This window comes from Polaromonas sp. JS666 (genome assembly GCF_000013865.1).
Taxonomy (GTDB): domain Bacteria; phylum Pseudomonadota; class Gammaproteobacteria; order Burkholderiales; family Burkholderiaceae_C; genus Polaromonas.
The window spans coordinates 3,899,220-3,911,743 of the sequence record NC_007948.1 but is presented as its reverse complement, the minus strand read 5'-3'; the positions used below and the strand labels follow the sequence as shown (position 1 = coordinate 3,911,743).

General features: G+C 64.7%; 15 protein-coding genes. 9 read left to right on the top strand and 6 right to left on the bottom strand.

Annotation, left to right across the window (positions count from 1 at the left end; all coding sequences use genetic code 11):
- Nucleotides 1-114 precede the first annotated feature (114 nt).
- From BPRO_RS18460 to BPRO_RS18450, 3 genes are all read right to left on the bottom strand, one after another.
- The gene (locus BPRO_RS18460) at nucleotides 115-621 is read right to left on the bottom strand and encodes a DinB family protein (RefSeq protein WP_011484592.1); all 507 of its coding nucleotides are present in this window, start codon (nucleotides 619-621) and stop codon (nucleotides 115-117) included.
- Nucleotides 622-724: 103 nt separating this feature from the next.
- Nucleotides 725-1,477, bottom strand: coding sequence for an anti-sigma factor (locus BPRO_RS18455; RefSeq protein WP_011484591.1), 753 nt, complete (start codon nucleotides 1,475-1,477; stop codon nucleotides 725-727).
- A complete protein-coding gene (locus BPRO_RS18450) occupies nucleotides 1,474-2,085 on the bottom strand; it encodes an RNA polymerase sigma factor (protein WP_011484590.1) in 612 nt (203 codons plus the stop codon). The genes BPRO_RS18455 and BPRO_RS18450 overlap by 4 nt, the downstream gene beginning before the upstream one ends.
- Nucleotides 2,086-2,286: 201 nt before the next feature.
- Here BPRO_RS18450 and BPRO_RS18445 point away from each other — a divergent pair, with 201 nt between their 5' ends.
- Nucleotides 2,287-2,856, top strand: coding sequence for a DUF3455 domain-containing protein (locus BPRO_RS18445; RefSeq protein WP_011484589.1), 570 nt, complete (start codon nucleotides 2,287-2,289; stop codon nucleotides 2,854-2,856).
- An 18-nt stretch (nucleotides 2,857-2,874) separates the two neighbouring features.
- Complete coding sequence (locus BPRO_RS18440) at nucleotides 2,875-3,462, top strand: hypothetical protein (protein ID WP_011484588.1); 588 nt, start codon at nucleotides 2,875-2,877, stop codon at nucleotides 3,460-3,462.
- 32 nt (nucleotides 3,463-3,494) lie between these two features.
- On the opposite strand, the gene BPRO_RS18435 is transcribed toward BPRO_RS18440, so the two are convergent.
- Nucleotides 3,495-4,706 carry a Y-family DNA polymerase gene (locus BPRO_RS18435; RefSeq protein ID WP_049764145.1) on the bottom strand — a complete coding sequence of 404 codons (1,212 nt, stop codon included), beginning with the start codon at nucleotides 4,704-4,706 and terminating at the stop codon, nucleotides 3,495-3,497.
- A gap of 306 nt (nucleotides 4,707-5,012) precedes the next feature.
- Here BPRO_RS18435 and BPRO_RS18430 point away from each other — a divergent pair, with 306 nt between their 5' ends.
- On the top strand, nucleotides 5,013-5,909 hold the full coding sequence (locus BPRO_RS18430) for a c-type cytochrome (RefSeq protein WP_011484586.1): 897 nt from the start codon (nucleotides 5,013-5,015) through the stop codon (nucleotides 5,907-5,909).
- A gap of 166 nt (nucleotides 5,910-6,075) precedes the next feature.
- On the opposite strand, the gene BPRO_RS30520 is transcribed toward BPRO_RS18430, so the two are convergent.
- Both BPRO_RS30520 and BPRO_RS30735 read right to left on the bottom strand, forming a co-directional pair.
- Complete coding sequence (locus BPRO_RS30520; RefSeq protein ID WP_232291430.1) at nucleotides 6,076-6,411, bottom strand: hypothetical protein; 336 nt, start codon at nucleotides 6,409-6,411, stop codon at nucleotides 6,076-6,078.
- Nucleotides 6,412-6,540: 129 nt separating this feature from the next.
- Nucleotides 6,541-6,675: a hypothetical protein gene (locus BPRO_RS30735; protein WP_255349053.1), complete on the bottom strand. Its 135-nt coding sequence runs from the start codon at nucleotides 6,673-6,675 to the stop codon at nucleotides 6,541-6,543.
- Between the two features lie 276 nt (nucleotides 6,676-6,951).
- Between BPRO_RS30735 and BPRO_RS18420 the strand changes: the two genes are divergently transcribed.
- Genes BPRO_RS18420 through BPRO_RS18395 form a run of 6 tightly spaced genes read left to right on the top strand, consistent with a single transcriptional unit; the run spans nucleotide 6,952 to nucleotide 12,518 of the window.
- Nucleotides 6,952-7,722, top strand: coding sequence for an SDR family oxidoreductase (locus BPRO_RS18420; protein WP_011484584.1), 771 nt, complete (start codon nucleotides 6,952-6,954; stop codon nucleotides 7,720-7,722).
- Between the two features lie 50 nt (nucleotides 7,723-7,772).
- Entirely contained in the window at nucleotides 7,773-8,309 is a 537-nt protein-coding gene (locus BPRO_RS18415) for a cupin domain-containing protein (protein WP_011484583.1), read from the top strand.
- Between the two features lie 11 nt (nucleotides 8,310-8,320).
- Nucleotides 8,321-9,217: an alpha/beta fold hydrolase gene (locus BPRO_RS18410; protein ID WP_011484582.1), complete on the top strand. Its 897-nt coding sequence runs from the start codon at nucleotides 8,321-8,323 to the stop codon at nucleotides 9,215-9,217.
- Nucleotides 9,210-10,046 (top strand): IclR family transcriptional regulator, encoded by an 837-nt coding sequence (locus BPRO_RS18405; protein ID WP_011484581.1) that lies wholly within the window; start codon nucleotides 9,210-9,212, stop codon nucleotides 10,044-10,046. Before BPRO_RS18410 ends, BPRO_RS18405 begins: the two co-directional genes overlap by 8 nt.
- An 11-nt stretch (nucleotides 10,047-10,057) precedes the next feature.
- Nucleotides 10,058-10,855, top strand: a complete 798-nt coding sequence (locus tag BPRO_RS18400; RefSeq protein ID WP_011484580.1) for an SDR family oxidoreductase — start codon at nucleotides 10,058-10,060, stop codon at nucleotides 10,853-10,855.
- Nucleotides 10,848-12,518 carry a thiamine pyrophosphate-binding protein gene (locus BPRO_RS18395; protein WP_011484579.1) on the top strand — a complete coding sequence of 557 codons (1,671 nt, stop codon included), beginning with the start codon at nucleotides 10,848-10,850 and terminating at the stop codon, nucleotides 12,516-12,518. Before BPRO_RS18400 ends, BPRO_RS18395 begins: the two co-directional genes overlap by 8 nt.
- Nucleotides 12,519-12,524 lie beyond the last annotated feature (6 nt).

Below are 12,524 nucleotides of genomic sequence, written 5' to 3'. Positions count from 1 at the left end.
ATTGAAGTGCGCTGCAAACCAGCACCTGAGACAAACGACGGAACCTGAAAAACGGATGCAGCTGGATTCGTATTTATTTGTAATTGGGACGGGGACGGCGGTTGATCGCAAGGGTTAGCTTCGCACCTGCACACGCGAGGCCTCTATCTTTCCAAGCAGCCACTGCAAACCTGCCAGGTGCTGCTGGTCATGGCTGCAAAGGTAGTGCACCAGGCTGCGGAGTGACAACGGACCGTAGCCTTCAAATTCCGCAGTCCTGTTGAGCTGCTCCGCACTCAGGCCGGTAATGACCGAAATGGTCTTCGCCCGCGCTTCCCGAAAGGCCGAAAACGCTTCGCCCGCATTGGCCGTGGCGTAGGAACGTGCTTTTGCAAGCGCTTCGCTGTCGATGGATGCCAGTGTCGGGTTGATTTCATTTAACGTGCGGTGCAAGCGCACGTGATAGCCGTCGATCTCGATGTCACGCACATGGCAGACCTGTTCGATGGCCGTGAAAGGCTCGCTCGGCACGCCATCCCAGGATGGCGGGGCCCAGTGCTTGAACTCGGCAGGAATGGCGGCGTAGTGCGCTTCCAGTTGCGCCGGGAATGCGGACAGGGCGTTTAGGGTGGTTGTATTCATTCGGTTGGTGTATGGGTTAAGGTTTCACATGATTGGCAACGATAGACGCGATGTTGGCCCGTGGTGCCAGCATCCCAAATCCAGTCTTGCGGCTCGGTCTTGATCACCACAACTTCGCGCAATTGCCGCTGAAGACCACGGTCCCGCCAGGAACGGCAGGCGCTGCGCTGGCCTCAAGCGTCACCATCAGCTTGCCCACTTTGGACAGCAGATTTTCCGACGTGTCGGACAACATGGAAACGGCCGAACCGCTGGTGGGCACGGTGCCAAGCGCAAAGGCCGGCGCATTGGCGGGCACGGCCCACAGCACCAGCGTTCCGGCAGCGGGCGGTGTGATGGGGCCTATCACCTTGACCGTCATGGTCTTGCCGTGACGCAGCGAGCTCACCAGCAGCTTGCCGTTGCCCTGCGCATCGGTGAGCAGGCCCACATAGCTTTGCGGCAGTTTTTCACCCGATCGCATGGCGATCTGGTCGCTGGACATGAAAAGCGAGGGCATGGCTGCAAACAGCGCGCTGGCCGCGATCACCCCGGCCGCCAGGCCACCCAGGCCAAAGCCTGCCGGCTTGAGCCAGCCCAGCCAGGAGGCCGAAGGGGAAGCGGCAGGCGGTGCAGCGGGTGCCCTGCCGGGTTGCGTACGTGCGGCAATTGCGGCCCACAGCTGCGGCGAAGGCCGCTGGGCCGGCACTGACATGGCCAGCTGGCCCAGCCGCGTTTCCCACTGCGTCACCAGCATCCGCACATCGGCGCGGTCGCGCTGCAGGCGTTCAAAGCGGCGCCGTGCGCCGCCCGCCAGCGTGCCCAGCACATAAGACGAGGCGAGGTGTTCCAGCAGTTCAGGGTGGGTGTACCTCATGGCGTCACCCCCTGCGCGGCCAGGCAGCCTCTGAGTTTTTCCAGCCCGCGCCGTATCCAGGCTTTGACGGAGCCGAGCGGCGCGCCCATTTGCGCCGCCACCTCGGTGTGCGACAAGCCCTGGTAGTAGGCAAGCGCCAGGCTTTGGCGGTAACTGCCTTCCAGCGCATTCATGCAGCCTTCTATATGCAGGGCCTGGCTGGCCTGTTCCAGAAGCTGCATGGCGCTGGGGGCGGGCGTTGCGGTGGTTTCGGTGTCTTCTTCGTCCACGTCGCCGGACTCGGGCAATTCGCTTTCCTTGCGGCGCGTGCGGGAGCGCAAGGCGTCCAGCGCCTTGTTACGGACGATGGCAATCAGCCATGTCATGGGTTGAATGGTTTGCCCGTCTACCTCGCTGCGGTAGCCGCCGGCATTTTTCCAGATGCTCACATACGCCTCTTGCAGCACATCCTCGGCCGCCTGTCCATGTCTCAATATACGCAGGGCAACGCCAAACAGATGCATATGGGTGCGTGAATAGATCCGGGCGAAGCAGGCATGGTCGCCTTGCGCCGCAGCCGCGATCAGCGCTTCCAGGCTGCGGGTGTCCGCATCAGTGTCCAGCTTCATGCGGCTGAGTATATGAAGTTCCTGAAATTTTGCCGGGCGGCAAACGCCCAGGCCTCGTCACAAAAATATTTTTGCGAACCTGCATCCGATTTTCAAAACGCAGCGTTTGTCCCTTGCAGGCAAGGCGGCGGAAGCAGGGCGCCAGGCTGCGCACTTCAGCTGACCGGCTGTTTATCCGTCAATTCACTTCAGGAGATTTTCATGACATCGATTCCCGCAACCCCGTCCGCCGCCACCAGCCTGGTTCTGGCCGCGCTTTGCGCCGGCCTGCTCAGTGCTTGCGCCTCGTCCAAACCGGGAGGAGCCGCAAACGCCGCGAAACCCGTGCCTGCGGCGCTCAAGCCCGCCGATAGCGAGCGTGTGGCGTTCACCTGGCACGCCGTCGGCTCGCAGATTTATGAATGCCGCGTCGCCGACAAGGGCGGTTGGGTCTGGGTGTTTGTGGCGCCCGAGGCTGATCTTTTCAACCAGAAAAACGAGAAAGTCGGCACCCACGGTGCCGGCCCCAACTGGGCGGCGCTTGACGGCAGCAAGACGGTAGGCACCGTCAAGGCCCGCGCCGATGGTGAGCGCGCGGTAGACATTCCGCTGCTGCTGCTGTCCGCCAAATCAAGCGATGCGACCGGCAGGATGGCTAGCGTTACCAGCGTGCAGCGCCTCAACACGGCAGGCGGCAATGCGCCGGCCAAGGGCTGCGAGACCAAGGCCGACGCCGGCAAGCGCAGCAAGGAAGGCTATACGGCGGACTATGTTTTCTTTGCGGCGAAATAGCCCTGATGCCATCCCAGCATGTTCGTACTCAAGAATCTGTTTAGCACCGGGAAACGCTCAAAATCCGAGCCTGCCGGGCCGGAGACCACACCCGTCAAGATGAGTCTTGAGGAGCGCATGTGGTTCCGGCGAAAAATGCTGTATGAGGCCATCACGGTCACGATGCAGGCCCACGGCATCCTGTCGGCCAGCTACCGGTTCCGTGTGGTGCGCAACGACAGGCGCGGCCACCGGTATTTGGTTCTGGTCGATCTGTCCACCGACTTCCTGCACAACCGCGAAGGCCGTCCCGGGCAACTGGTCGTCCTGGGTGCGGCGATCACCAAAAATGCGGCTGCGCGGTACGGCATCACGGTGTCCGCTGTGTACTGGCAGGTCAACGACCAGATCCAGGGCTTCGAGACCAGCCGGCCTGATGCACAGCACAGTGGCGGCGGGACCGAGGCGCCGGGCCTGCCACTGCCGCACCGCAAGCGCGACCACCCCACGGCTGAAGAGTTTGCCGCCTTCGAGGCCGCCCGGCAGAAAGGGCATGAGCTGCAGCTCGGCAACCGTGTCTATTTATCCGACCTTGCACCGCTGGGCGGCGTTTCTGAAAGGGGGTGATAGCTAGCGCTGATGGTGGAGCGGTCGATGCGTTAGAACAATTGATCGCTTGCCATCGATTCAATACCTTGTTGCCCTTGTTGCGGGCTTCCCGATCGGGATGGTGGCGATTTTTGTTCGGGCACCGGCTCTTCGCCGGCTTTGGCCAGCGTGCTGGCGCGAACGCCCAGCAAGCGCAGCTTTTTCTCGAGCGGAACCCGCTTCAGGCACAGGCCCGCCAGTTTCCGGATGGCTTGACCGTCAGCGGTGTAGCTGTCGGCGGTCTGGTCGCGCGTTGCAATTCTGAAATCGTCATAGCGCAGCTTGATGCCTATGGTTTTGGCCACATAGCCCTTGCGCTGCAGGTCCTGCGCCAGTTTGCTGCACAGATCGGTGAAGATGGCGCCAAGCACCGCCTTGTCGCGCACTGCATGCAGGTCGCGGTCAAAGGTGGTTTCCCGGCTCATGCTGACGGGCTCGCTCTCGGTGACCACTGGCCGGTCGTCACGGCCCCAGGCGGCCTCGTGCATCCAGGCGCCCGTGGCTTTGCCGAAATTGGCAATCAGAAATGAAGGATCCTGCGCGGCCAGCTCGCCGATGGTGTGGATGTGCAGCCTGGCCAGCTTTTCCCCGGCCTTGGGACCAATGCCGTTGATCTTGCGTACGTTGAGCGGCCAGATCCGGGGCTGCAGGTCTTCCTCGTACACAATCGAAATGCCATTGGGCTTGTCGAACTCGCTGGCCATCTTGGCCAGCAGCTTGTTGGGGGCCACGCCAACCGAGCAGGTGAGGCCGGTCTTTTCAAAAATCGCTTTCTGGATCAACCGCGCCAGCACCCGGCCTCCCTCGCGCTGGCCGCCGGGCACATCGGTGAAGTCGATATACACCTCGTCCACCCCGCGGTCCTGCATCACGGGGGCAATCTCGGTGATGGTGCTTTTGAACAGCCGCGAGTATTTGCGCACTTCTTCAAAATCGACCGGCAACACAATGGCCTGCGGACAGAGTTTGGCCGCCTTCATCATGCCCATGGCCGAGCCCACGCCAAATTGCCGCGCTGCGTAGGTCGCCGTGGTGATCACGCCGCGGCCCACATAGTCCTTGAGCAGCGGAAAATTTTCCACCGGAATGAAGCGCAGCGCGCGCTCGCCTTGCGCCGCCAGCAGTTCTTCATCCACCTTGCGCCGCCCGCCACCAATCACCACGGGCAGGCCTTTGAGTTGCGGGTAGCGCAGCAACTCGATCGACGCAAAAAAAGCATCCATGTCGAGGTGGGCAATACGGCGCAGTCTGGCGCTGTGGGACGGGCTTGAAACGTTCACATGGCAAGCATAGCGCTCGTCGACGTGTCATCGCTTTTGTGTGGTCAAGCATCCGGAATGCCGACTTCCACGCCGATGCGGGCGCGAGTGTGGGGGACCGGTTGCTCTGGCTGCCCACACCGGTTTCACGCCAGGCGATGTTAATTTCTCACTGACAAAAAATCCGCGGCTGCCTAAACTGCCCGATTTGCCTGCGACGATGCGGCCCGGTGGTGGCGCGCCATCGAGGCTAATGGAGGGGGAAATACAATGAAACGCTGGATTAAATGGAGCGCTGCCGGCCTGGGCTTGGCCGTACTGCTGGTCGCGGGTGCGGCCGTGGTGGGCACGCAGCTGGCCGAGCGAAAACGCATGCGCCAGGTGAGTGTGCCGGTGCAACCCGTGGCGTACGTCTCGGATGCCCAGGCGCTGGAGCGCGGCAAGTATTTATTCCAGTCGCGCGGTTGCGTTGACTGCCATGGCGTGAACGGGGGCGGGCGCGACTTTGTCAATGACGGCAAAGGCACGCGCATCGCCGGACCCAATATCACGCCTGGCGGTGTGGTGGCCGGGTACAAGCCCGAAGACTGGGTTCGCACGATACGCCATGGGGTCAAACCCGATGGGCACCCGGCGCTGATCATGCCCAGTGAGGACTACAACCGCTTCACCAACGAAGACCTGGCCGCATTGGTGGCGTATGTGCGCAGCTTGCCGCCACAAAATCCCCGTGCCGCGGTGATCGAACTGCCCTTGCCAGCCTGGGTGCTCTACGGCTTTGACGCCATTCCCGATGCGGCGCAACGGATTGACCACTCGCTGCCGCCCTCAACCCCGGTGGCGGCTGCCGTGACGGTGCAGCATGGCGCCTATGTGGCCAATATGTGCATCGGTTGCCATGGCGAGAAGCTGTCCGGCGGGAAGATTCCCGGTGGCCCCCCGGACTGGCCGGCGGCCGCCAACATCACGCCCGGCGAGGGCAGTGCCATGGGGCGTTACAAGGATGCAGCGCAGTTCATGGCCATGATGCGCAGCGGCAAACGGCCTGACGGCACAGCCATCCAGGTGATGCCGTTTGGATCGCTGTCGGCCATGAACGATGTCGATACCCGAGCGCTGCACGCTTACCTGCAAACGGTGCCGGCCCGACCTGCGGGCCAGCGTTAGGCAGGACTTCGCTTGGCGAAGCCTGCCATGACTCATGAGCAGGTGCCCTGAGCGCCCAAGGCCTTGGCCTTGAGCACGTCTTGTCCCGAGCGGATGCCACTGGCCATTGCACTTCGAACGGGCTGCCGACCGCAGCCAGTTCGAGGGTGTGCCGCAGTTCGGCCTGTCAGACCGGCAGGCCCTTGCTGCGCAGCAGGGCGTTGAAACGCTCCGGGTCGGAGGTGCCGGCGGCGTTGGTGGCGCGAATTTTGGCTTCGCGCGCCAGGTGCGCACGCACGACCGGCAGCGGCGCCGCCACGTCCACCGATGGAATGGCGATCACGCCATCCGCATCGCCCAGCATCAGGTCGCCCGGCTGCACCGCTAGGCCTGCGCAGGCGATCGGTATGTTGATTTCGCCCGGGCCTTCCTTGCTGGGGCCGCAGTGCGTGTGCCCGCGCGCAAAGATCGGCATGCCGTCCTCGGCCCATTCCAGCAGGTTGCGGACGGCGCCATCGATCACCAGCTCGCCGAGTTGTTTGGCGAGGCGGTGGTGCGCATCAGGTCTCCCACGAGGACCTGTGTCAGGTCGCCGCCGCATCAATGACCAGTACGTCGCCGGGCTCCACCATCATCAGGGCCTTGTGGATCATCAGGTTGTCGCCGGGCCGCACAGCACGGTGCTCATGCGCCCGTGGTAAGGCCGCAAGCCCATGGCGCCAATGCTGTGGCCCATGCAGTTGCCGGCGACGGCCACCGGAATGTCGCGGAATGCCGCAACCATCACGAGGCCTTTTCACACCCGTTTTCAGGCTCACACCGCATGCCAGAGGGGGAGTTTTGCCGAATTTATTAGGGTTTATACCTATTTTTGAAGCTAAAAATCACCTTTAAGCTTCGTTCATCGTTTCAGATATTAATCGTTGTTTCATTAGTGAAACAAGACAAAGTCAGAATCCAAATCTTCAGTTGAGGTTTCTCATGTTTGAAATCATCCGCATCACCGGCCTTCCACGCAGTTTGAGGCATCAGGCCCGCAAGCAAGCCCGCAGGGAGGTGAACCATGGTCGCGCATAGCCAGCAAGGACTTGTGCAGGGCCGCCGCATCCTGGTGACCGGTGCGGCCCGCGGTTTGGGTTTTTCCTTTGCCCGCACGCTGTGCGAGAGCGGCGCCCGGGTGGTGCTGGCCGATCTGCGCGAGGAGTTGCTGCAGCAGTCCGTTGCAACCCTGCGCGCAGAAGGCTTTGACGCCAGCGGCGTGGCGGTGGATGTGGGCGACCCGGCATCGATCCAGTGCTGCGCCGAGCAGGCGGTGGCCAACCTGGGCGGCCTGGACGGTCTCGTCAACAACGCCGCGGTGACCGACTCCGGAGGTCGCGGCATGGACGACATCGAGATCGCCAAGTGGGACCAGGTGATGAACGTCAACGTGCGCGGCACCTGGCTCATGACGCGTGCCTGTCGCCCCGCGCTGCGCGCCGGTGGCCGCGGCGCCATTGTCAACCTGGCTTCAGATACTGCGATGTGGGGTGCGCCCAATCTGCTGGCCTATGTGGCCAGCAAGGGCGCCGTGATTGCGATGACGCATTCGCTGGCCCGCGAGCTGGGCCCCGACAACATCACCGTCAATGCCATCGCCCCCGGCTTGGTGTTGGTGGAAGCCACGCAGTACGTGCCCGAGTCGCGGCACCGTCAATACATCGACCAGCGCGCGCTCCAGCGCGAGCAGATGCCCGAGGACGTCTCCGGCGCGGTGCTCTATGCGCTATCCGATCTGGCCCGGTTCGTCACCGGCCAGGTTCTCGCCGTCAATGGCGGCTTCGTCATGCGCTGAACGCGCAAAACCCGAAAAACCCGCTAAACGCAATTTCAAAGGAGTGAACAATGAGTGATCTGTCTGAGCAACGGCAACTCCCCAAAAGCTGGGACCAACCTGAGGGGGCGAGTTTCGCGTCCTGGATGGAAAGCCGTGTTGCGCGCTTTTCCACCCGCAAGTATGACTTTGACGCCCTGAAGTTCCAGGCGGACTTCGATCCCAAATACCGCCGTGGCCAGATGCGCTATATCGGCACCGGAGGCACCGGTGTCGCCTCGGACAGCACCACCATCCCGGCGGAAAACTTCACCTTCTCGACCATGGTGATCCCGGCCGGCCACGAAGGCCCCTCGCACCTGCACGTCGACGTGGAGGAGGTGTTCTTCCTCATCCGCGGCAAGCTCAAGCTGGTGCTGGAAAAAGACGGCGAGCGTTTTGAAACCATCCTGACCGACCGCGACGTCGTCTCGGTGCCGCCGGGCGTGTATCGCGAGGAAATCAACATCGGCGACGAAGACGCGCTGATGTGCGTGATGCTGGGCAACAAGAAGCCCATCACGCCCACCTATCCGCCCGAGCACCCGCTCGCCAAGATCAAGCGCTGAGCGCATCTGCCATGAACGCCGTGCCCCGCACCGCTGACGATCTGCTGCAGGCGCCGCTCGCGCTGCTGGATAGTCGCTTTCCCCAGCGCATCGTGCCGCTGCCCTCGGGCGCGCAGGTGGCGCTGCGCGAATGCGGTGCGCCCGGCGAGGCGCCCACGGTTGTGCTGCTGCACGGCATCAGCTCCGGCGCTGCCTCATGGTCGCATGCGGCGCTGCTGGCCGGTGAGCAGGTGCATGTCATGGCGTGGGATGCCCCCGGCTATGGTGACTCCACCCCGCTTCGGGGCGATGCCCCCACGGACGCAGACTATGCGGCACGCCTGCATGAACTGCTGCAGGCGATGGGCGTTCGCCGCTGCGTGCTGGTCGGCCATTCGCTGGGCGCGCTGATGGCTTGCGCCTACGCCCGCGATCTGGGTGCAGACCGCGTCACACGCGTGGTGCTCATCAGCCCGGCGGGCGGCTATGGCGCTGCCGCGCAGGCCACCACCCGCGAGCGCGTGCGCAACGAGCGCCGCGATGCGCTGCAGATGCTGGGCGTGGCCGGCCTGGCAGAGCGCATCCCGCAGCGCCTGCTCTCGCCGGCGGCAGACTCTGCGGCACGTGCCTGGGTGCAATGGAACACCGCCCGCCTGCAGCCCGAAGGCTACCTGCAGGCCGTCGAGCTGCTGTGCGCCAGCGACCTGGGAACAAGCCAGGGTCTGGCCATGCCGGTGGAGGTTCACTGCGGCGACGCCGACGTGGTCACACCGCCCGCTGCCTGCCGTGTCTGGGCAGACTTGTATGCTGCGCCCTTTGACTTGATCAAGGGAGCCGGCCATGCCAGCCCTGTGGAGCAACCTGAAGCGGTCGCGCGCCTGATCACGCGCGCCGCGATGCAACCAAACGGAGCCACGCACCATGAGTGACAACACCGCCGAAGAAAACGGCAACGACAAATACATCGTCCCCGCGCTGGAGCGCGGCCTGCGCCTGCTCGGAGAATTCAGCCGCGACAGCCGCACGCTGAGCGCGCCCGAACTGGCACGCCGACTTGACCTGCCGCGCTCCACGGTGTTTCGCCTGCTCAACACGCTGGAGGCCATGGGCTTCATCGAGCGCACCAGCGGCGGCAGCGACTACCGCCTTGGCATGGCCGTGCTGCGCCTGGGCTTTGAATACCTGTCCTCGCTGGAGCTCACCGAACTGGGTCAGCCATTGCTGGCGCGGCTGTGCGACGAAATTCACTACTCGTGCAACCTGGTGGTGCGGGACGGGCGTTCGATCGTCTATGTGGCCAAGGTCGCGCCGCCGACGCCGTTCGCCAGCTCGGTGCGCGTCGGCACGCGCCTGCCGGCCCACGCGACCGTTCTGGGCCGGGTACTGCTGCAGGACCTGACCCTGCCCGAGTTGCGCGCGATCTACCCCGAGGATCACCTCGAAGCGTTTTCCGCCAGCACGCCCAAGACCGTGCTGGAACTGTTCAACCTGCTGGAGGCGGACCGCCAGCGCGGCTACGTGATGGGCGAGGGCTATTACGAGGCCAGCATCTCCACCATTGCGGCCCCGGTGCGCGACGACAGCGGCCGCATCATCGCCGCGCTGGGAACCACCATTCCCTCGGCCCACATCGAGACCGGGCTGGTCGACGACATGGTGCGGCATGTGCGCCTGTCGGCCGACGAGTTGTCCCGCCTCCTGAATTACCAACCGCGCAGCGACAGCCTCAACACGGTCGTCGCCCTGCGCCTGCGCTGAGTGCCTTCGCGATGAACCTGATTGACCTGAACCATACCGTGGCCGTGGTCACGGGCGGCTCGTCCGGCATCGGCCTGGCGACAGTCGAGCTGTTGCTGCAAGGCGGCGCGGCCGTGGCCTTCTGCGGCCGCGACGAAAAACGCCTGCGTGACGCCGAGGCCGGGCTGCGCGCCCGGTTCCCGGAGGCCCGCCTGTTTGCCGCCACCTGCAACGTGCTGGACGCTGCCGATGTGCAGCGATTCGCCGAGAGCAGCGAACGCGCGCTGGGCGCCGCCTCCGTTCTGGTCAACAACGCCGGCCAGGGCCGTGTGTCCACCTTTGCCGATACCGAAGACAGCGCCTGGACTGAAGAGCTGCACCTGAAGTTCTTCTCGGTCATCCATCCCACGCGGGCCTTCCTGCCGCAGCTGCGGCGCCAGGCCGCGCCGGCCATCGTCTGCGTCAACTCCCTGCTGGCCGCCCAGCCCGAGCCCCATATGGTGGCCACCTCGGCAGCCCGCGCCGGCATCAAGAACCTCGTGCGCTCCATGGCCACCGAGTTCGCCCCCATGGGGGTGCGCGTGAACGGCATCCTCGTGGGCCTGATCGAGTCCGGCCAATGGCGCCGCCGCTTCGAGGCGCGCGAGAACCGCGCGCTGGACTGGGCCGCCTGGACCGGCGAGCTCGCCGCACGCAAACGCATTCCGCTGGGCCGCCTGGGGCTGCCGCAAGAGGCCGCCCGCGCCATTTTCTTTTTAGCCACCCCGCTGTCGTCGTACACGACCGGCAGCCACATCGATGTTTCCGGAGGTCTTTCCCATCATGCCTGACAACAACCAAATCACGGTCGGCGCCGCCATTGCCGCATTCCTCGAGGAGTGCGGTGTCAAGGCTGCCTTCGGCGTCATTTCCATCCACAACATGCCCATCCTGGATGCCTTCAACGAGCGCGGCAAAATCCGTTTCGTGATGGCGCGCGGCGAGGCCGGCGGCACCAACATGGCCGACGCGTATGCCCGCACCACGGGCGGCCTGGGCGTGTGCCTGACCAGCACCGGCACCGCCGCCGGCAACGCCGCCGGCGCCATGGTGGAAGCGCTCACCGCCGGCACGCCGCTGCTGCACCTGACGGGCCAGATCGAAACGCCTTACCTCGACCAGAGCCTGTCCTACATCCACGAAGCGCCCGACCAGCTCACCATGCTGCAGGCCGTGTCCAAGGCGGCCTTTCGCGTGCGCAGTGTCGAGACCGCGCTCAGCACCATCAAGCTGGCTGTGCAGACCGCGCTGACGGCGCCGACCGGCCCGGTCAGCGTGGAGATACCGATCGACATCCAGGCGGCGCTGATGCCCCTGCCGGCCGACCTCAAGCCGCTGCCCGTGGTGGCGCACCAGCCGTCCGCCCATGCGCTGGACGAACTCGCCGACCGCCTGGCCAAGGCCCGCCGCCCGCTGCTGTGGCTGGGCGGTGGAGCCCGCCATGCGGGCGCGGCGGTGGCCCGCCTCATGGCCATGGGCCTGGGCGTGGTCAGCAGCACCCAGGGCCGCGGCATCGTGCCCGAGGACGACGTCCGGTCGCTGGGCGCCTACAACCTGCACAAACCGGTGGAAAACTTCTACCAGACCTGCGATGCCATGGTGGTCGTGGGCTCGCGCCTGCGCGGCAACGAGACGCTGAAGTACGAACTCAAACTGCCGCGCCCGCTCTACCGCGTGGACGCCGACCCCGCCGCCGAAGGCCGCTGCTACGCCACGGACTATTTCGTGCACGGCGACTCCGAACTCGTGCTGCAGGGGCTGGCCGACCGTCTCGAAGGCCGCCTGTCGATTGACCCGGCCTTCATGGCCGACCTGCGTGCCGCGCGTGCCGCGGCCGAGAAAAGCCTGCTCGACGGCCTCGGCCCCTACACGGAACTGGTGAGCCAGCTGCAGCAGGCCGCCGGCCGAAACTTCAACTGGGTGCGTGACGTCACGGTGTCCAACAGCACCTGGGGCAACCGCCAGCTGCACATCTTCGATCCGCGTGCCGGCGTGCATGCGCTGGGCGGCGGCATCGGGCAGGGCCTGGCCATGGGCGTGGGCGCCGCCGTGGGTTCTGCCGTCACCGGTTCGGGCCGCAAAACCTTTTGCCTGTCGGGCGATGGCGGCTTCATCCTGAATCTGGGCGAACTGGCCACGGCCGTGCAGGAGAAGGCCGGCGTGGTGTACGTGCTGATGAACGACAAGCGCTATGGCGTGATCCAGAACATCCAGGACGCCCAGTACGGTGGCCGCCGATGCTATGTCGACCTGCACACGCCGGACTACGCGCAACTGTGTGCCTCGTTGCAGCTGGGCCACACGCGCGTGAGCCGGCTCGCCGACCTGCCCGCCGGCCTGGACAAGGCGCTGGCTGCCAGCGGTCCCTTTATCCTGGAGATCGACATGCTCTCCATCGGCAGCTTCAAAACTGCTTTTGCCGGCCCGCCGACCAAAGTCGTGGTCGCGGCCTGAAGCGTG